Source organism: Pseudoalteromonas sp. MMG033, assembly GCF_057197785.1.
The window spans coordinates 1737234-1755740 of the sequence record NZ_CM170070.1 but is presented as its reverse complement, the minus strand read 5'-3'; the positions used below and the strand labels follow the sequence as shown (position 1 = coordinate 1755740).

Annotated in this window: 21 protein-coding genes; 6 read left to right on the top strand and 15 right to left on the bottom strand. The window is 44.7% G+C overall.

The features are described from left to right. Positions 1-72: 72 nt before the first annotated feature. Positions 73-1128 (top strand): formimidoylglutamase, encoded by a 1056-nt coding sequence (locus AC2CZC_RS07710; RefSeq protein WP_484584383.1) that lies wholly within the window; start codon positions 73-75, stop codon positions 1126-1128. Here the strand turns inward: AC2CZC_RS07710 and AC2CZC_RS07705 are convergent. Beyond that, a complete protein-coding gene (locus tag AC2CZC_RS07705) occupies positions 1125-2903 on the bottom strand; it encodes an EAL domain-containing protein (RefSeq protein ID WP_484584382.1) in 1779 nt (592 codons plus the stop codon). The two genes, AC2CZC_RS07710 and AC2CZC_RS07705, sit on opposite strands and share 4 nt — an antisense overlap. Positions 2904-2989: 86 nt before the next feature. Next, positions 2990-4171 carry an imidazolonepropionase gene (hutI, locus tag AC2CZC_RS07700; RefSeq protein ID WP_484584859.1) on the bottom strand — a complete coding sequence of 394 codons (1182 nt, stop codon included), beginning with the start codon at positions 4169-4171 and terminating at the stop codon, positions 2990-2992. Positions 4172-4325: 154 nt separating this feature from the next. On the opposite strand from hutI, the gene hutC reads away from it, so the two are divergent. Continuing rightward, positions 4326-5036 carry a histidine utilization repressor gene (gene hutC / locus AC2CZC_RS07695; protein WP_484584381.1) on the top strand — a complete coding sequence of 237 codons (711 nt, stop codon included), beginning with the start codon at positions 4326-4328 and terminating at the stop codon, positions 5034-5036. A gap of 11 nt (positions 5037-5047) precedes the next feature. Here the strand turns inward: hutC and AC2CZC_RS07690 are convergent, their stop codons facing one another. Continuing rightward, positions 5048-5812 (bottom strand): NAD-dependent epimerase/dehydratase family protein, encoded by a 765-nt coding sequence (locus tag AC2CZC_RS07690; RefSeq protein ID WP_484584380.1) that lies wholly within the window; start codon positions 5810-5812, stop codon positions 5048-5050. 254 nt (positions 5813-6066) lie between these two features. Here AC2CZC_RS07690 and AC2CZC_RS07685 point away from each other — a divergent pair, with 254 nt between their 5' ends. The 4 genes from AC2CZC_RS07685 (at position 6067) to AC2CZC_RS07670 (ending at position 12255) form a co-directional block, all read left to right on the top strand. Next, entirely contained in the window at positions 6067-8097 is a 2031-nt protein-coding gene (locus tag AC2CZC_RS07685) for a methyl-accepting chemotaxis protein (protein WP_484584379.1), read from the top strand. A 325-nt stretch (positions 8098-8422) separates the two neighbouring features. Further along, positions 8423-10354 (top strand): HAMP domain-containing methyl-accepting chemotaxis protein, encoded by a 1932-nt coding sequence (locus tag AC2CZC_RS07680; RefSeq protein ID WP_484584378.1) that lies wholly within the window; start codon positions 8423-8425, stop codon positions 10352-10354. Positions 10355-10476: 122 nt separating this feature from the next. Continuing rightward, complete coding sequence (gene hemN / locus AC2CZC_RS07675) at positions 10477-11847, top strand: oxygen-independent coproporphyrinogen III oxidase (RefSeq protein ID WP_484584377.1); 1371 nt, start codon at positions 10477-10479, stop codon at positions 11845-11847. Positions 11848-11973: 126 nt separating this feature from the next. Further along, entirely contained in the window at positions 11974-12255 is a 282-nt protein-coding gene (locus tag AC2CZC_RS07670; protein ID WP_484584376.1) for a hypothetical protein, read from the top strand. A gap of 7 nt (positions 12256-12262) precedes the next feature. Here the strand turns inward: AC2CZC_RS07670 and AC2CZC_RS07665 are convergent, their stop codons facing one another. From AC2CZC_RS07665 to rpsJ, 12 genes are all read right to left on the bottom strand, one after another. Beyond that, entirely contained in the window at positions 12263-12952 is a 690-nt protein-coding gene (locus AC2CZC_RS07665) for a hypothetical protein (RefSeq protein WP_484584375.1), read from the bottom strand. Positions 12953-13112: 160 nt separating this feature from the next. After that, positions 13113-13370, bottom strand: a complete 258-nt coding sequence (rpsQ, locus tag AC2CZC_RS07660; protein ID WP_023398452.1) for a 30S ribosomal protein S17 — start codon at positions 13368-13370, stop codon at positions 13113-13115. Continuing rightward, positions 13370-13561 (bottom strand): 50S ribosomal protein L29, encoded by a 192-nt coding sequence (rpmC, locus tag AC2CZC_RS07655; protein WP_039607538.1) that lies wholly within the window; start codon positions 13559-13561, stop codon positions 13370-13372. The genes rpsQ and rpmC overlap by 1 nt, the downstream gene beginning before the upstream one ends. Beyond that, on the bottom strand, positions 13561-13974 hold the full coding sequence (rplP, locus tag AC2CZC_RS07650; RefSeq protein ID WP_023398454.1) for a 50S ribosomal protein L16: 414 nt from the start codon (positions 13972-13974) through the stop codon (positions 13561-13563). Before rplP ends, rpmC begins: the two co-directional genes overlap by 1 nt. 13 nt (positions 13975-13987) lie before the next feature. After that, positions 13988-14689 carry a 30S ribosomal protein S3 gene (gene rpsC, locus AC2CZC_RS07645; RefSeq protein ID WP_023398455.1) on the bottom strand — a complete coding sequence of 234 codons (702 nt, stop codon included), beginning with the start codon at positions 14687-14689 and terminating at the stop codon, positions 13988-13990. Between the two features lie 12 nt (positions 14690-14701). Further along, positions 14702-15034: a 50S ribosomal protein L22 gene (gene rplV, locus AC2CZC_RS07640; RefSeq protein ID WP_010386167.1), complete on the bottom strand. Its 333-nt coding sequence runs from the start codon at positions 15032-15034 to the stop codon at positions 14702-14704. A gap of 12 nt (positions 15035-15046) precedes the next feature. Beyond that, positions 15047-15325: a 30S ribosomal protein S19 gene (rpsS, locus tag AC2CZC_RS07635; protein ID WP_010367084.1), complete on the bottom strand. Its 279-nt coding sequence runs from the start codon at positions 15323-15325 to the stop codon at positions 15047-15049. Between the two features lie 16 nt (positions 15326-15341). Beyond that, on the bottom strand, positions 15342-16166 hold the full coding sequence (rplB, locus tag AC2CZC_RS07630) for a 50S ribosomal protein L2 (RefSeq protein WP_023398456.1): 825 nt from the start codon (positions 16164-16166) through the stop codon (positions 15342-15344). A gap of 17 nt (positions 16167-16183) precedes the next feature. After that, positions 16184-16486 (bottom strand): 50S ribosomal protein L23, encoded by a 303-nt coding sequence (rplW, locus tag AC2CZC_RS07625; protein WP_023398457.1) that lies wholly within the window; start codon positions 16484-16486, stop codon positions 16184-16186. Further along, on the bottom strand, positions 16483-17085 hold the full coding sequence (rplD, locus tag AC2CZC_RS07620; RefSeq protein WP_023398458.1) for a 50S ribosomal protein L4: 603 nt from the start codon (positions 17083-17085) through the stop codon (positions 16483-16485). The genes rplW and rplD overlap by 4 nt, the downstream gene beginning before the upstream one ends. A 17-nt stretch (positions 17086-17102) precedes the next feature. Beyond that, positions 17103-17738, bottom strand: coding sequence for a 50S ribosomal protein L3 (gene rplC, locus AC2CZC_RS07615; protein WP_010376387.1), 636 nt, complete (start codon positions 17736-17738; stop codon positions 17103-17105). Between the two features lie 27 nt (positions 17739-17765). Then, positions 17766-18077, bottom strand: a complete 312-nt coding sequence (gene rpsJ / locus AC2CZC_RS07610; RefSeq protein ID WP_005495349.1) for a 30S ribosomal protein S10 — start codon at positions 18075-18077, stop codon at positions 17766-17768. Positions 18078-18507 lie beyond the last annotated feature (430 nt).

Below are 18507 nucleotides of genomic sequence, written 5' to 3'. Positions count from 1 at the left end.
TCATCAAAAGGGGGCCTATTTAGTGCACCCTTTTGGCGCTTTAACCTAACCTGCTTTAACACTCGAAATACCATGACTGCACATAATTGGATTAAGATTTACAACGAATCAAATATCAACCACTACACCGCAACCAGAGAGAATGAAACGCGATTTTGGCAATCACTGTCTTTTTTAAAGTCACAGTCCCCTCTACCAGAAGCCTTAAAAGATGCCTCAGAGTTTGGCATTAAATATGTGCTGGTCGCCGTCAACGAAGATATCGGTCCTCGCGGCAATTGTGGTAATGGTGGTGCGACGGATGGCTGGCAGGCATTTTTAAAGCGCTTCCTTAATTTACCCTGCAATCAATTCCTTACGCCAAATAATGTATTATTGCTCGGCGAAATCATAACCCATGACTTACAAACACAAAGCGGATCAGCAGATAACACCACACCTGAGGGTCTGGCTCACTTAAGAGCGCTCTGCGAAACGTTAGATGAACGTGTGAGTGCAGTCCTTCAAGCCATTTTTGATGCAGGCCTAGAACCGATATTAATTGGCGGCGGCCACAATAACAGCTTCGGATTACTCAAAGCTTTATCCACCAGTTCACAAGGCCCATGCCAAGCAATTAACTTCGATCCCCATGCCGATTTTAGAGCCATTGAAGGCAGGCACTCAGGTAACGGATTTAGCTATGCATACCAAGCAGGATACCTTGGAGACTATCATGTCGTAGGCATGCATGAGCAAAAAAACAATGACACCATCATCGCATCACTGCAAAAAGCAGGGTTTACTTACACCACATACCAAGACATTCTAGTCACTCGGGAAACTTCATTAACGGATGCAATAAAGATCGCAACAAGCCGCTTCAAACAAAGCTTACCTCTAGGTATTGAAGTAGACGTTGACGCAATTTCAGGTATGCCGGTCAGTGCTTACACCAACTGTGGATTCAGCGTGAATGATGCCGAGCACTTTGTTTATCAAAGTGCCAAGCAAACAAATACACGCTATTTACACTTATGTGAAGCGGCCCCAAAAAATCACCCTCAAGGTGAGCAACAAGGCATTATTGAAGCGGGACAAGTGCTATCTGGACTGGTCTGCAGCTACCTCAAAGCAAGACAAAGCTAATTGGTATCAAAGGTGCTGGGCTTATCTTCTACAGGATGCTCCCAGCGCCATTGCTTCAACCAACTGATCATCCCTATACTACTCAAAGGGCGAGTAAATAAATAACCTTGTGCAGCGAATGCATTTAAGTTTTGCGCGAATTGCAGCTGCTCCTGTGACTCAACGCCTTCGCAGATCACCTTACACTCTTGAACATTTTGCATTTCAACAATACCTCGCACAACGGCTTTAAAATTCCCTTGGTTTTGATTTGGCGTCGTTAATGAGCGCCCAAGTTTCACATAATCCACTTCTAATTTAGGTAATTTTGCCAGCAGCAAAGGCGATTCGCCGAAGCCGTCCACACACAACCTCACACCCATAGTGCGTAGCCTCGCCACCATGGCAACGCCTTGTTGATCTAGTGTGGTAAACATTTGCGATGGACACTCAATAATAATATCGCTTGGCATTAATTGGTGTTCCACTAAAATCCTGTCGACAAACTCGATGAACTCTTCATGTAGCATTTCAGGGCCAAATAAGTTAATGCCTAGTGGCATCTGGATCCCTTCAACTCGCAGTGCCAACGCAATTTCAGCAGCACGCTCAATCACATACTGTGCTAGAGGAAGCGCAAGCCCCGCAATACGAATATCCTCAATGAACTTGCTTGCCGCTAATATCCCCTGCTTAGGGTGCTGCCATCGCAAGAGTAGTTCCACATATTCAATATCACCATCACCGTTTCGCACGACAGGTTGAAAATACAATTCCAACTCATTTTTGAAATCGATATGGGCCAACTCTGCCAGCCTTGCTTGCTGCTCAAGACGGTCTATTTGCATTTTTTGCTGGTACGGGGCGATGGTATTTTCCGGACTACTATCTAATGCCAAGAACACACAGGTCAATAAATCATCAAATTGCCCGAGTTCTTCATCGCAATTGACATAACTTGCTCTGGCACTGACTTCAATAATACAGTTACCAACATTGAATGGCTTAAGCGTGCTTTCAATAATTTCTGCACATAAATGCTCATGGAGATGCTGCTGATGTGCCAAACTGCACACAAATACAAAATGCAAACCGCCTAAATGCGCCAAACGCTCTACGTCATTGCCCATAGCAATGGGCATAACGTCATGACTTTGCAAATGCTGCTTCATGCGATTTGCTGATTGCGCAAGTAACAAATCCCCAAACTCGCGACCAAGATGGAAGTTGACCTGCTGAAACCCTTCTAATCTCACCATCACCAGCATGGCTGTACCTGCCTCTCTGGCGCGATATTCATTGAATGCCTCTCGAATGCCTGCGCGGTCTGGCAATCCTAATATATCTGTATTAGCCACATTATTGGGCTCAATAGGCGCACTATCATGACTTTGAGGCGCATCAATAAAGAGTTCACTGATGAAAATGGGTAACAGAGCAAACACCACATAGAAGCTAGAAGAATGCCACCAAAAGTGACTCACAGTTAGCAGGGTTGCTGCAACCGCGCACAAGGCGCAAATGACAATATGTCTTCCTTGCCCAATTCGGTCGCTTTGCCAAATGTTCACTAACAATACAAACACAAGGAAATAAAGCGCGCCATCTCCCACCGCAGCCAGTACACCTAATCCGCCGGCGCCCAGCAAGGCGAGCAGTATTCGATTAATAGCGAAATAAGAACGTGCAATCGCCACCAAGCTCAAACTCACCACAATACCTGCAAAAAATGCCACAGACAGAGGTGAGTTTAAAAGGTAACCTATGGAAAAATCGGCTAGCGTTGTTGCACTCAATGCGGGGAGTACCCAGCATATGTTCGATATAAAAATAAGCGAATTTAACAACAAAAATCTAGCCATCACACGACCACTACAGACCATTAATATTGAATAAGTCTACCCGATATCCACAGATTTAACAGATCGTTTACGCCAAACTGATAACTTAATTCTGACGGATGCTGAATTTGCCACATCGCAATATCGGCTTTTGCACCCACTTTCAGTACACCCCTATCAGATAAACCCAATGCTTTCGCCGCATGTCTCGTCACACCTAATAACGACTCTTCTGGTGTCATTTTAAATAATGTGCATGCCATATTCAGCATTAAACGTAGCGAGCATAACGGTGCGGTACCTGGATTAAAATCACTGGCAATGGCAATCGGTACTTTATGTTCACGCAATAAGTCAATTGGCGGATGCTGAGTTTCTCTTAGGAAGTAAAACGCGCCCGGTAAAATCACCGCAACCGTGCCCGATTTGGCCATAGCCATCACACCGCGCTCATCTAAATATTCGATATGATCTGCCGATAAACCACCAAACTCAGCGACCAGCTCACTACCGTGTTGGTTAGATAGCTGTTCTGCATGGCATTTCACTTTCAAACCTAATTCAGTTGCACGTTCAAATACACGCTTTGTTTGCGCATGACTAAAGCCCACGTTTTCGCAAAATACGTCAACCGCATCCGCGAGGCCACGCTGTGCCACTAAAGGCAACATTTCGTCACAGACTAGGTCAATATAGCCATCGCTATTCCCTTTAAACTCTGGAGGTAGGGCGTGCGCCCCCAAAAACGTACTTTGTATTTGGATAGGGTGATGTTCATCCAAGATTTGATTTACTTCGAGTAATTTCAGCTCACTTTCAGTATCAAGACCATAGCCCGATTTACTTTCAACCGTAGTTACCCCTTCTTTTAACAAGGCATTTAAGCGCGACTTAGCAACCACGAATAAATCTTCTTTTGAGGCCTGACGTGTTGCTTTCACTGTTGTTGCAATGCCACCGCCCTGCTCTGCGATTTGCTGATAGGATACCCCATTCAAACGCTGCTCAAATTCTTGTGCACGAGAGCCTGCAAATAAGATATGAGTGTGGCAATCAATCAGACCCGGCGTCAGCCACGCCCCTTTTGCAGATGTCACTGGGGTCGCTAATGCGTCAAACTCTGGCATCTCAGGTGTTTTACCAAGCCATATAATCGTATCGCCTTTTAACATGATCGCCGCATTTTCAATTACGCCATACGCGCCTGCGATCTGCTCATCCATTGTGGCAATATTTGCATCAGTTATTACTAAATCTACTTCAATCACTGTCTACACTCAGTTGGAGAAAATTAATACAAGTTTAGCAAGAATACTTGTATATACAAGATGACTATGCCACCTTTATGACTAACCTTTTATTACACGGTAGCAGACAGTGACTGAACAACCTAAATTTGCACAAATCAAACAGCATATTATTGAGCAGATCCGCGCTGGAGTGTGGCTAGAACACCAACGTGTCCCCTCTGAAAATGAGCTATCCGATCAATTTAAGGTGAGCCGCATGACGGCGCGACGTGCACTGAGTGAACTCACCGAGGTAGGCATACTTACCCGCAGTCAAGGATTAGGCACGTTTGTCGCCAGTTTTAAATCTCAATCTTCACTGCTGGAAATACGCAATATCGCTGATGAAGTTGCACAGCGCGGTGGTGACTATGCCTGTGTGGTATTATCACTAGCGTCCATCTTTGCGATTGCGCCAATAGCCATAGCACTTGGGGTTGAAATTGACAGTCAGGTATATCGTAGTGTGATAGTCCATCACGAAAATGACGAACCACTGCAAGTAGAAGAGCGCTTTGTCAATCCGGCATTGGTACCTGAGTACTTACAGCAAGACTTTACCGCATTGACACCGCACGAATACTTAACACAAGTTGCGCCACTGACCGAAGCTAGACATACTGTTGAAGCCGTTATGCCCAACGAGGAAGTATGCCAATGGCTGAATATGTTTAATGAAGAACCTTGCCTGCAAGTCATTCGACGAACTTGGTCGTCTCAAGGTATCGTCAGCTTTGCCCGACTGATCTCCCCAGGCAGCAAGTACCGCCTTGGAGGTCACCTCACATTCAAAAAATAAAACGCTGCAGCTTAAATATCGTGACGATATTCAAAGCCCAATTTCGTGATTAGCGTGCCATCTATTACCCTTGCCACAGATTCGTCACTGGCAAAGCTAGGAGGCTCACTGCCATATTGCGTGCAGTGCTGTTGATAATAGTCTTGTTTAGTCGGATGAGCAGGATGACATATATTGTAGACAGGCTTTGCTGACTGCCAATTGGATATGATGCGCAGCAGTCCATTGACCACATCTTGCTGATCTACCATATTAACCAGCGCGTGTGAGGAACTTGATAAGTGTTTGCCTGAGATGAACCTGCCCGGCTCTCTGCTTGGACCAACCAAACCAGCCAAACGCGCGATTTTACCATTTTGTTCAAGAACCATGTCCTCTGCCGTTTGCAATATCTGCTGACGAATGGTGTCTTTTGACGCCAGTGGCGATTGCTCATCAAAATGACCCGAGTCAGTACCATACACCGCAGTTGAAGAGCATAATAAAAAGCCTCGACACTTTAACGATGCCGCAGTTTCCAGCGCCAAGCGCAATGTTTCTAGGTACAAGGTTTCACTTTGACGCATGCGTGGTGGTATAGCACACACCCAATATGCCTCATCAAGTGTAATAGAATGATGAAGTACTGAGTCAGTCACGCAAAATGCTTTGATGTCTTCGTCTACATGCGCTTCTCGGCGTGTCGCTTGAACTTGCCAACCGCTCGCTTTTGCATCTCGAACTAATGCGCTTCCCAGCCAACCTGCTCCTAAAACGACTAACTTATTATTCATCATATTTTCTTAATTTTACCTAAATCAGGTCATAATGTTAGTACAGCATAATAAAAAATACCATCAACATTTCCTCAGCTTTTGGTTATAAATTAGCTACTGCAATATGATGATTCTTTACTATTTTTTTATCTTTTTAGGAACGATATGATGAAACCACTTATCTCATCTTGCACGTACCTCGCCCAAATTAGCTAGATATATCAAATGAGATATGGTTTATTACGTTAGCGCTGTCCCAATAAAAAGAATACGTCATGTTTGAAAACTTATCTCTTCGTAAAAAAATTCTCATACTGATCGGTGGCACAATTTCGGTGTTATTGATGCTGGCTTCCACTTATTTTGTTAATCATATCGCAACAATCTCACGTCAAGGTATTGAACGTGAAGCACAGAGTTATATCTACTCTGAAAAACTATCAATGGAGTCATTTTTCGCTCAATACGGCAAGGTGGTCGAAACCTTTGTCACCAATCCCCATAACGTCAATTGGTTTGATAACTACTCAGTTAGAGAGCAAAGTCTAGCTAGTGACAAAGGCTATGATGAAGTCAACGAAGACTTTCAGCGTATCAGTAAAAGCGATGAAAACATTTTGTCTGCATTTATGGCGTCAGCACGCACTGGTGAGTACTTTAAGGAAAACGAACGTACTTCAAACTTCTCTGATGGACGACCTTATTACGCATACAAACGCCCATGGTGGCAAGACGCGCTGAATCACGGCAAGCTGTACGTTGGTGCACTGTCTGTAGATATCAATACAGGTGATGTGTCTGCCGTTGTTCAGCAACCAGTTTATAATAAACAAGGCGAGCTGGTCGCTGTTGGTGGTGTCGATTTACAAATAAACAAAATCAATGCCATGGTCGAAGAGATCCAATTTGATGGTGAAGGCTACGGATTCTTACTGGATAACGAACTCAAAGTCGTCCATTTATCAAAGCGTACTGGACATAACCTGTCGACAACGGATGCAGGACCTCGCGGTAAAGAAGGCTTAGCAGGTCTTGAACAGCAGTTTCAAGACACCAGTGGCTTTACCGAACTCACCCGTTTAATTGATCGCCAAGACGCAGGTAACGCCACTGTGACATTGCAAGGTCAAGACTATTATGTTGTGTTCAACAGCGTAAAACTGGATACGCCAGTGCTTGATTGGCATGTAGGTATTCTTATTCCAGTGAGTCTAATTGAAGAACCTGTAAATGAAGCGGTAATGAGCACTGTGACAGCCGTGATCGTCATTTTATCAATTATTGTCGCCATGATTTTACTTGCTGCACAGATGATCACACGTCCTATCATTACTTTAACAGACACCATGCGTGATATTGCTTCAGGTGAAGGTGACCTAACTCGTCGCATCAATATTGAGAGTCAAGATGAAGTGGGGCAGCTCGCTATGCACATGAACACCTTCATCGATAAGTTACGTGCCATGATGATCGATACAGCAGCGCAAGCAGAACAACTTAGCGGTGCCTCAGCTCAATTACGTGATGTCTCAAATAACACCAACGATGAAATCCAGCAAGAGAAAGAGCAAGTAGACAGCGTATCCGCAGCCGTCACGGAAATGGCTGCAACGGTAACCGAGATATCTCGCAATGCCCATGAAACAAATCGCGCATCGGATTTAGTGCAAAGTATGACCAACGATGGTGCTCAGCGCTCCAGTCAAGCTCAAGAAGTGATGACGGAACTAGCCAGCCACATTGGTGAAGCAGCCAAAGTTGTTGCAGGCTTAGAGCAAGAGACTAGCAATATCGGCGCGGTCATTGACGTTATCAATGGCATTGCCGAGCAAACAAACTTGCTGGCTTTAAATGCAGCAATTGAAGCGGCTCGTGCTGGCGAGCAAGGGCGCGGATTTGCGGTTGTTGCGGACGAGGTAAGAAGCCTTGCAAGTCGTACTCAAGAGTCAACAGATGATATTCGTAATATGATCTCGCGTTTGCAGCAAATTGCACAACAAGCGTCAACCATGATGCAGCAAGGTCAGGAGCGTGCGCAAAGCTCAGTTGAGCAAACTCAAGAAGTCTTAGATGCATTGCGTAATATCACCGAGTCGGTTAACACGGTACAAGATCAGAGTCACCAGATCGCGACTTCTACAGAAGAGCAAACTGTGGTGGCAGAAGACATTAATAATAGCCTGAACGCGATTAATGACTTAGTTAATAGCACGGCAAATCATGCCCACCTACTGGCTGATGAAGCTAGAGACTTAAATGACTTGGCCAAAGCCCTCAACGCGACTGTCAATCAGTTTAAGCTTTAACCGTTTTATGTACGGTGCATAAAATGCGCCGTACTTGCCCACCTTAAAATTTTTTCAAGTTAATGCTTGAGTTGAGTGATTAAATTACATACTAAAATTGGGTAATTATCCCCTCATCCGCAACAAAACCCAATAAATATCAATAGTTAATAAATTAAAGACAACTGTTGATCATAATCAAACAATTTCACCTAAAACGCTTTACATGGGTATTTTTTTTCGTCAAATTAATAATAAAATCGTAGAAAACAAGTATATTAATATATGGCACTGTATATTTATGTGCAGATCAACTCATAGCTCAACGTAGCTTCTAGGGTGTTATATGATAAAAAACTGGCGGCTCAGCCAACAATTAAACGGCGCCTTTGGCGTAATGATATTGATGATAATCGTATTATCCATTACCGCCTTCTGGGGATTAAACAGCGGGTACAACAATTTTGTCGAATATCGTACCAAAGCAAGGGACAGTAATTTAGCAGGACGAATTCAAGCAAATTTATTAGAGGTAAGATTACAGGCCATAAAATATTTAAAACACCAAAGCGATGCCAATATAGCCCAGTTTGACCAGCGACTAGAGCTGCTTGAATCCCTCCTCGACACCGCGCAAGCACAGTATACTAATTCCTCTCAATTGAACATCATCACAAACAGCCAAAAGCAAATGGAACAATATGAAGGCAGCTTCAGGCAGGTTATTAGCTTGTATGAACGACGCCATCAAATTGTTCATAACACATTGAACAAATATGGACCTGAGCTAGATGGTAAACTGCGGACCATGATGGATAATGCCCAATCTATCGAAGAGGTGAATAAAATCAGTGCGCTGAGAAGTCTATTACAACAAGGCAGGCTATCAACAAACCAATTCTTAGTGGCCAATGCTGAGCGAGACTACCGATTAGCAAAAGATACCTTGGGCACGTTAAACCGCCAAGCCAAACAATTTTTTCAGCTATCCCAATCAGGTCAATCTCAAGGGTTCATCACCCCTCTTGAAGCCTATCAAGCAGGTTTGGAAGAGGTGTATCAAGTCATCATAAAGCGTAATACTGAAATCACCCAAGTACTTGATAAAATAGGCCCTGACGTTGCGGCGCAAGTTGAAAATATCAAACTCGATATTAAATCCTCTCAAGATGAACTTGGGCCGATTGTGCAAGCGGCCAGTGCCAATGCCAAATTTACTGTGATCACCCTTGCCATACTTATTATTATTTGTGGGCTCTTCTTTAGCTGGTTTATCAGTAAAATCATCAAGCAACCTATTGGTGGTGAACCGCGAGAAATCGAAGCCATGGCTAGAAAAATTGCCTCAGGCGATCTCACTGTGCACTTCGATCACAGTCAAAATAACAGTGGCATTTACCAAGCCATGTCCGAAATGGTGACCAACCTGAGGGCCTTTATTGAGCAGATCCATCAATCTACCGATACATTGACCGCGACTGCACACAATATGAGCGCCATCACCACACAGGCTATGCAAGGTGCAGAGCAACAAATGTCACAGTTAGAAAACACCGATAGAGCGATGGATGAAATGGCGCAAACCGTCGCAGATATTACGCAAAGCACGCAGTCAGCAGCAGATACCGCCACAACCGCGGAAGAATCTTCTCAGCATGGACTAAATGCAGTGGCACAAACCACCACGTCAATCACAACGCTCAAAGCCGACATTGATAATGTTAGCCAAACAATTTCAAAACTTGCCGAAGAAACCCAGTCTGTCGGCTCCATCCTAGATGTGATCAGAGGCATTGCCGATCAAACCAACTTGCTTGCACTCAATGCTGCAATTGAAGCTGCGAGAGCTGGTGAGCAAGGTCGAGGCTTTGCCGTTGTTGCTGATGAGGTGCGCAGTCTTGCCAGCCGAACTCAGCAAAGTACCGAAGAGATCCAGGCCATGATTTCTCGTCTACAGCAGGAGGCACAGCGCTCAGTTGAGCTCATGGGCAGTAATGTAGAGAATGCAGAAACCACGGCCGAACAAATTCACCAAGCGGGAGAAACCCTTCAGCAGGTTTCCGATTCCGTGATTGCGATCCGTGACATGAGCATTCAAATTGCCAGTGCCACTGAGCAGCAATATGCTGTGACACAGCAGGTCTCACAAGGTGTACGTGACGTCACCGGCACAGCAAAAGAAACCGCACAAGGGGCAGAAAAAGCCTCAAATGATGCGACATTGTTGGCAACATTAGCAGATGACCTAGCTACCACCGCCAAGCGTTACCAACTTTAACTACTCGCTAGGCAATACAGCACACGCTGTATTGCCTAATAAACACCCGATTGCGTCAGATCAAGTTCTGCTGTTGTGCTAACACCTATAATTAGGCTGTGTAATTTTATTTGAGTGCGATCGTGATTAAACTACCTCATTGGGAAGACTCCCTGATCCAGAAATACAATATTTCTGGTCCAAGATATACATCTTATCCCACCGCTTTGTCATTGGCCTCTGGGTATACACAAAGTGATTTAACCAACGCGATTGCCAGCTCTGCCAATCGTGCACTGTCGCTGTATATTCATATCCCCTTTTGCCATCAGCTATGCTATTACTGTGGTTGTAATAAAATCATTACGCGCCACCAATCTAAAGCCGATGTTTACCTTGACCATCTGCTTCAAGAAATTGCCGCTCAAGCGCCCCTATTTAAGGATTATCAAATTGAGCAATTGCATTTAGGTGGCGGCACACCGACATTTTTAACTGCTGAACAAATGACGCGGCTCATCGACGCCCTCGAGCAACATTTTGACTTTGCTCACACTGCGCAGCGCGGCATTGAAATAGACCCTCGCTCATTAGCTGATGGCATGCTGGAGTCACTCAAAGCACTTGGCTTCAATCGCGTATCTTTTGGCGTGCAAGACTTTAATGACCAAGTGCAAGCTGCGGTGAATCGTCCACAGCAACTAGATGAAGTACTCACAGTCTTACATAAAGCAAGAGCCCTCGGGTTCAAGTCCATCAATATGGATATGATATACGGCTTACCACACCAAACTCCCGAGACCTACCAAGCCACCATAGAGCAACTTATCGAGTTGGCACCAGATCGTGTTTCGCTCTTCAATTACGCCCATTTGCCAGACAGGTTTGCCGCTCAGCGCAAACTCAAAGAGCATGATATGCCTACGCCAGAACAAAAGCTGGCCATCTTCAAAGCAACACTTGAGCGTATGACACAGGCAGGATACCAATACATTGGTATGGATCACTTTGCAAAACAGGATGATGAGCTTGCAACTGCGCAGCGCGAAGGTCAACTACACAGGAACTTTCAAGGCTATACCACCCATGGTAACTGCGATTTATTAGGGTTAGGCGTGTCATCCATTTCTCAGATAGGCAATGCAATATTACAGAATGAGAAAGATCTCAAGCCTTACTACCATGCGGTATCTGAGCACAAAAATGCCATCAGTAAAGGCATATCTTTACACCATGATGACCTCATACGTGCCGCCGTGATAAAGCAGCTTATTTGCCATTTCGACTTAGATAAAACAGCTATCAATGCCCAGTTTAATATCGATTTTGATGACTACTTTGCGCAGGCACTGCAAGCGCTCGCACCTTTGGAAACAGATGGCTTAGTGATCAACGACCAAAACGCCATTACGGTCACCGCCAAAGGCACATTATTTATTCGGATCATTTGCATGTGCTTTGACGCCTATTTGCAGCAACAAATCAAAAACACCCGCTTTTCACGAGTGATATAAAAAGACCCGGCCTACAACAACTGTGGGCCGCCCTACTACGCATCATAGTCTCACGTTCAGCCGAAAACGCTTGCACTCACAGTTACACTGTTTCACACTGGCAAAAAAGCAATACAAGGAAAAAGTATGCTCAAACCTAAACGCTGGTTAGCACTATCTGTGATCTTTGCAATCATTGCGATTGCGCCTATTTTCAGTGTGCTACTTGCACAGATTTTATCTAACTCGCTGACGTGCGTCATCAATGAGCGGGGCGATACACCTTGCATACTTTTTAACTATGATATCACCATGATATTGGTGAGTTTTTATGTCGGTGGCTGGGCAGCACTGCTCACGCTCCCTATTGCTGGCGGTATATCAGGGTGGTTTTATCTGCGTTACCTCAAGTTAACTTTAATTCGCTAACACTTTCTCATTTAAGGTATTTATCTAATGCTCGCTTTAACAGCGCTTCATTGTTAGAAAGTTCACCCGGACAAGGTTGACCCGAAGAAGAAGGCATATCTGCTTGTGCCATCTCCGACGAATCATCAAATAAGTAACACTTGCCTTTCCATTTCACCACACGTTTACCTTGACCGCGATAAATCTCCTCTGTATCACCGGATAAATACTGTGTGTGCGCTTTTGGCGTGCGCATTCTGAGTGCTGGCGCGCCAGTCTGTTTATCAAACTGACGAGAGCCAAAAAAAGCCTCTTGCTCTTTTTGCTGTAGCTGTTCAATACCTTTATAGGGATTAACCTTAATCACCTTTACTTTATTAGCTGTAGCAGTATTTTGCTCACGGTCTGGCTCCAGTGTGGGTTGCTCTTGTTCACTCTTCGGCTGCGTGGATGTTTGCTCAGCAATAACCTCTTCGACTTGCTCAGGCTCGTTTATTTTCTCTTCAATAGGAGGGCTATCTGCGACTTCGACCACATCGACGTCAATAACCTCTTCCTCGATAGCAGATTGGTCCGGCTCATCCATTGTCACCACATAGACTTTGAGCGATTTGTCAGTCTTCACGATAGGTACTGTCGGGGCGACTAAAAATAACAAACACCCAATAACACCGTGAATGGTCAAAGAGCCCAACACAGCCACTCGCGTAGAGTGCATTACATAATCCTTTAGTTTTTTATCGTTGTTTATGTTTGGAGGTTTTTTTTCTAAAAAAGTTCAGCGCATTAGAATGAAACTAAGTGGTTATAAACGCAAGTGTTAAAACGAAAAAACCCCGACCAAGGCCGGGGTTTTTATAAGTCAACTTAATTAAAAATTAAGCTTTCTTAGGACGTTCAATCACGTCAACTAGCGTCCAAGATTTTTTCTTAGAGATTGGCGCACATTCGCGAATAGTCACGACGTCACCTGCTAGTGCTGTGTTGTTCTCATCATGTGCGTGCAACTTAGTTGTACGCTTGATGAATTTACCGTAGATCGGGTGTTTAACCTGACGCTCGATAGCAACAACGATTGACTTATCCATTTTGTCGCTAACTACACGACCTTGAAGAGTACGGATTTTATCGCTCATTATGCACCTGCCTTCTGGTTGATAACCGTTTTAACACGCGCAATATTGCGACGTACTTTTTTCAGCTCGTGAGTTTGAGCTAGCTGACCAGTGCTCGCTTGCATGCGCAGGTTGAACTGCTCACGAAGAAGCTCTAGAAGTTCAGCTTTAAGCTCTTCTACGCTTTTGTCTTTCAATTCGCTAGCTTTCATTACATTACCGTCCGAGTTACAAATGTTGTTTTGAAAGGTAATTTACGAGCAGCTAGGTCGAATGCTTCACGAGCAAGCTCTTCTGAAACACCTTCCATCTCGTAAAGTACTTTACCAGGCTGAATTTCAGCAACCCAGTATTCAACAGAACCTTTACCTTTACCCATACGAACTTCAAGCGGTTTTTCTGTAATCGGCTTATCTGGGAACACACGGATCCAGATTTTACCTTGACGCTTGATATGACGCGTCATAGCACGACGAGCTGCTTCGATTTGACGAGCAGTCATACGGCCACGGCCAGTCGCTTTCAAGCCGAAAGAACCGAAGCTAACTTTGTTACCGCTAGTAGCAAGACCACGGTTGCGGCCTTTGTGTACCTTGCGGAATTTTGTACGTTTTGGCTGTAACATTAGTCGCTACCTCTTACTTAGCACTTTTTTTAGCTTTCTTCGGTGCGCGTTTAGCTGGCTTCTCTTGCTCTTGTTTCAGTGGAAGACCACCGATAACTTCGCCTTTGAAGATCCAAACTTTAACACCGATGATGCCGTAAGTAGTCAAAGCTTCTGAAGTTGCGTAATCGATATCAGCACGTAGAGTGTGTAGAGGTACACGACCTTCACGGTACCACTCAGAACGTGCGATTTCAGCGCCGCCTAGACGACCGCTAACTTCAACTTTGATACCTTTAGCACCTAGACGCATTGCATTTTGTACTGCGCGCTTCATAGCGCGGCGGAACATAACACGACGTTCTAGCTGTGAAGAGATACCGTCAGCAACTAATTGAGCATCTAGCTCAGGCTTACGTACTTCTGCAATGTTGATTTGTGCAGGTACACCAGCAAGCTTAGTTACAGCTTGGCGAAGCTTTTCAACGTCTTCACCTTTTTTACCGATAACAACACCAGGACGAGCTGTGTGAATTGTTACACGGATAGATTTAGCTGGACGCTCGATAACGATTTTAGACACAGAAGCGTTTTTCAATTCCTTAGTAAGGTATTGACGCACTTTGTGATCGCCAAAAAGCTGCTCAGAGAAATCTTTTGTATTCGCGTACCAAGTAGATACCCAAGGCTTTGAGATACCTAGGCGAATACCAGTAGGATGAACTTTTTGTCCCATTACTTATATCTCCTAGCTATCTGAAACCACAACAGTGATGTGGCTTGAACGCTTAAGGATGCGGTCTGCGCGTCCTTTAGCACGTGGCATAATACGTTTCATTGTAGGACCTTCGTCTACAAATACTTTAGCCACTTTAAGCTCATCAATGTCAGCACCTTCGTTGTGCTCCGCGTTAGCGATAGCAGACTCAAGTACTTTTTTAACCAATACAGCCGCTTTCTTTGGGCTATACGCTAGGATTTCTAGCGCGCGATCAACCGGAAGTCCGCGGATCTGATCAGCAACTAGACGTGCTTTTTGCGCCGAACCAGAGGCGAATTTGTGTTTAGCTAATGCTTCCATCATATCCTCCGATTAACGCTTTTTAGCTTTCTTATCCGCAGCGTGACCGCGGTAAGTACGTGTAGGTGCAAATTCACCTAGTTTGTGACCGATCATTTCGTCTGTAACGAATACAGGTACGTGCTGACGACCATTATGGACAGCGATGGTCAATCCGATCATGTTAGGGATGATCATTGAACGACGGCTCCAAGTCTTGATAGGCTTCTTGTCACCGCTTTCCAACGCCTTCTCTACCTTCTTCAGCAAGTGTAGGTCAATGAATGGACCCTTCTTGAGAGAACGTGGCATGGCAATTCCTCAACTATTACTTAGTACGACGACGTACGATAAATTTATCAGTACGCTTGTTCTTACGTGTCTTAGCACCCTTAGTAGGCTTACCCCATGGAGACACAGGGTGACGACCACCAGATGTACGACCTTCACCACCACCGTGTGGGTGGTCAATCGGGTTCATGGCAACACCACGAACTGTAGGACGGATACCACGCCAACGATTAGCACCAGCTTTACCTAGTGAACGAAGCATGTGTTCAGCGTTACCTACTTCACCGATAGTTGCGCGGCAATCCGCTTCAACTTTACGCATTTCACCTGAACGTAGACGTAGAGTCACGTACTGGCCTTCACGCGCTAGGATCTGTACATATGCACCAGCAGAACGTGCAATCTGAGCGCCTTTACCAGGCTTAAGCTCAACATTGTGTACTGTAGTACCTACTGGGATGTTACGCATTGGTAATGTGTTACCAGCTTTGATTGGTGCATCAACACCAGACTGGATAGCATCACCTGCTTTAACACCTTTAGGTGCGATGATGTAACGACGTTCACCGTCTGCATATAATACAAGAGCGATGTTTGCGCTACGGTTTGGATCATACTCTAGACGCTCAACAACAGCTGGAATGCCGTCTTTAGTGCGTTTAAAGTCGATTACACGATAGTGATGCTTGTGACCACCACCGATGTGACGAACCGTGATACGACCGTTGTTGTTACGACCACCTGATTTAGAGTTTTTCTCTAGTAGCGGAGCGTATGGCTTACCCTTGTGTAGATCAGGGTTAACCACTTTAACGACGTGACGACGACCCGCAGAAGTTGGTTTACACTTTTGAAGTGCCATAATTCTAACTCCCCTTATTACTCGGCGCCGCCGACAAAGTCTAGCTCGCTGCCTTCTTTAAGAGTAACGTAGGCTTTCTTCCAGTCTGAACGACGGCCGAAACGCATGCCTGTACGCTTTGTTTTACCCTTAACATTTAGAGTGCGAACACCAGTTACTTCTACTTCAAAAAGCTTTTCAACAGCTGCTTTAACTTCAGCTTTGTTTGCATCTTTTGCTACTTTGAACACAATAGTGTTGTTCGCTTCAGCAGAGATAGTGCTTTTCTCAGAGATGTGTGGAGCAAGAATTACTTTTAAAAGACGTTCTTCACTGATCATGCTAATGACTCCTCAAGTTGCTTCACAGCACCAGCAGTAATTAGAACCTTATCGAAAGCGATTAGGCTTACTGGGTCGATGCCAGCTACGTCACGAGTATCAACCTTGTACAGGTTACGAGATGAAAGGAATAGATTCTCATCTACTTCTTCAGTCACGATTAATACGTCTTTTAGCTCAAGCTCTTTAAGCTTAGCTACTAGTTCTTTAGTCTTAGGTGCTTCTAAACCGAAGTTTTCAACAACAACAAGACGCTCTTGACGAACTAGTTCAGATAAGATGCTCTTGATCGCACCGCGATACATCTTACGGTTAACTTTTTGGCTGTGATCTTGCGGCTTAGCTGCAAAGCTCACACCACCGCTGCGCCAGATTGGGCTGCGGATTGTACCAGCACGTGCACGGCCAGTACCTTTTTGGCGGAATGGTTTCTTACCACCACCACGTACTTCAGAACGCGTCTTCTGAGCTTTAGTACCTTGACGAGCACCTGCTGCGTAAGCAACAACTACTTGGTGTACTAATGCTTCGTTAAACTCACGTCCAAAAGTAGCTTCGGAAACTTCAAGCGCACCAGCGCCTTTAATTGCTAATTCCATCACTAAATCTCCAGGACTTATGCTTTAACAGCAGGTTTAACGATAACGTCGCCGCCGATAGCGCCAGGTACTGCACCTTTAACTAAAAGCAGGTTACGCTCAGCGTCAACACGAACTAGTTCAAGGTTCTGTGTCGTAGAACGAACATTACCCATTTGACCGGCCATTTTCTTACCTTTGAAAACTTTACCAGGAGACTGGTTTTGACCGATTGAACCAGGAGCACGGTGAGATAGAGAGTTACCGTGTGTAGCGTCTTGCATGCTGAAGTTCCAGCGCTTAACACCACCTTGGAAACCTTTACCTTTTGAAGTACCAGTAACGTCTACTTTTTTCACTTCAGTGAAAAGTTCAACAGTTAGTTCTGAACCTACTTCAAACTCACCTTCTCCGCCGTTAAGACGGAATTCCCACAGGCCACGACCCGCTTCAACGCCAGCTTTTGCGAAGTGACCCGCAGCTGGTTTGTTTACACGGCTTGCTTTTTTCTCGCCTGCAGTAACTTGAAGCGCGTTATAACCGTCTGTAGCGTCAGATTTGATCTGAGTTACACGGTTAGGCGTCGCTTCGATAACTGTCACAGGGATAGATACACCATCTTCAGTGAAGATACGTGTCATACCCACTTTACGACCGACTAGACCTAATGCCATTTTCCTAAAACCTCTCTAATCTTTCGATTAACCCAGGCTGATTTGAACATCAACACCAGCAGCAAGGTCTAGGCGCATTAGAGCGTCTACAGTCTTGTCAGTTGGTTCTACGATGTCGATCAGACGTTTATGGGTGCGGATTTCATACTGATCACGCGCGTCTTTGTTTACGTGCGGAGAGATCAATACAGTGAAACGCTCAAAACGTGTAGGTAGTGGGATTGGACCACGTACCTGAGCACCAGTGCGCTTCGCAGTTTCCACGATTTCCGCCGTTGATTGGTCAATCAAACGGTGGTCAAAAGCTTTTAGGCGAATACGAATGCGTTGATTTGACATTCTTAAACCTCAATTAAAAGAGCATTTAAAAAGAGCATAAAAAAACCGCCGAAACTATCTTAAAATACCTAAGAAGTCGGTTGTTCTTTTATTTCTACCATCGAACTCCAAATCGGAGTTCCTGTTTAATAGTCTGAAATCCAGACTTTCATTTGTACTTTCAACGGCCAGAAGCCGAGAAAGTTCGCACATTATAATGATACTGGTGATAAATGCAACAATTAAATGCAATAAATTTGTCGCATTGCGATATCTTATTTTTTCGCCAAACTCGATGCTACGACAACACCTTAGTCAAGTGACTAGTTAAAGTTCATTAAAAGGCTAACGTCCTAATAAATAACTAGGTTTAAACTTGGCTTGACTATACTTAACAGTGTTTAGCATACCTTGGTTTCATATTGGTGGTGCCTTAAACATCGTAACTCGG

Excerpts from the sequence above, each read along its gene's own strand:
- rplP (WP_023398454.1), bottom strand. The coding sequence starts at position 13,974 with ATGTTACAGCCAAAACGTACAAAATTCCGCAAGGTACACAAAGGCCGC.
- AC2CZC_RS07690 (WP_484584380.1), bottom strand. The coding sequence starts at position 5,812 with ATGATGAATAATAAGTTAGTCGTTTTAGGAGCAGGTTGGCTGGGAAGC.
- rpsQ (WP_023398452.1), bottom strand. The coding sequence starts at position 13,370 with ATGAGCGATAAAATCCGTACTCTTCAAGGTCGTGTAGTTAGCGACAAA.
- rpsS (WP_010367084.1), bottom strand. The coding sequence starts at position 15,325 with ATGCCACGTTCTCTCAAGAAGGGTCCATTCATTGACCTACACTTGCTG.
- AC2CZC_RS07710 (WP_484584383.1), top strand. The coding sequence starts at position 73 with ATGACTGCACATAATTGGATTAAGATTTACAACGAATCAAATATCAAC.
- AC2CZC_RS07685 (WP_484584379.1), top strand. The coding sequence starts at position 6,067 with ATGTTTGAAAACTTATCTCTTCGTAAAAAAATTCTCATACTGATCGGT.
- rplC (WP_010376387.1), bottom strand. The coding sequence starts at position 17,738 with ATGGCATTAGGTCTAGTCGGTCGTAAAGTGGGTATGACACGTATCTTC.
- hutI (WP_484584859.1), bottom strand. The coding sequence starts at position 4,171 with ATGGATGAGCAGATCGCAGGCGCGTATGGCGTAATTGAAAATGCGGCG.
- rpsC (WP_023398455.1), bottom strand. The coding sequence starts at position 14,689 with ATGGGACAAAAAGTTCATCCTACTGGTATTCGCCTAGGTATCTCAAAG.
- rplD (WP_023398458.1), bottom strand. The coding sequence starts at position 17,085 with ATGGAATTAGCAATTAAAGGCGCTGGTGCGCTTGAAGTTTCCGAAGCT.
- rpsJ (WP_005495349.1), bottom strand. The coding sequence starts at position 18,077 with ATGTCAAATCAACGCATTCGTATTCGCCTAAAAGCTTTTGACCACCGT.
- rplV (WP_010386167.1), bottom strand. The coding sequence starts at position 15,034 with ATGGAAGCATTAGCTAAACACAAATTCGCCTCTGGTTCGGCGCAAAAA.
- AC2CZC_RS07680 (WP_484584378.1), top strand. The coding sequence starts at position 8,423 with ATGATAAAAAACTGGCGGCTCAGCCAACAATTAAACGGCGCCTTTGGC.
- rplB (WP_023398456.1), bottom strand. The coding sequence starts at position 16,166 with ATGGCACTTCAAAAGTGTAAACCAACTTCTGCGGGTCGTCGTCACGTC.
- rpmC (WP_039607538.1), bottom strand. The coding sequence starts at position 13,561 with ATGAAAGCTAGCGAATTGAAAGACAAAAGCGTAGAAGAGCTTAAAGCT.
- AC2CZC_RS07670 (WP_484584376.1), top strand. The coding sequence starts at position 11,974 with ATGCTCAAACCTAAACGCTGGTTAGCACTATCTGTGATCTTTGCAATC.
- AC2CZC_RS07665 (WP_484584375.1), bottom strand. The coding sequence starts at position 12,952 with ATGCACTCTACGCGAGTGGCTGTGTTGGGCTCTTTGACCATTCACGGT.
- rplW (WP_023398457.1), bottom strand. The coding sequence starts at position 16,486 with ATGATCAGTGAAGAACGTCTTTTAAAAGTAATTCTTGCTCCACACATC.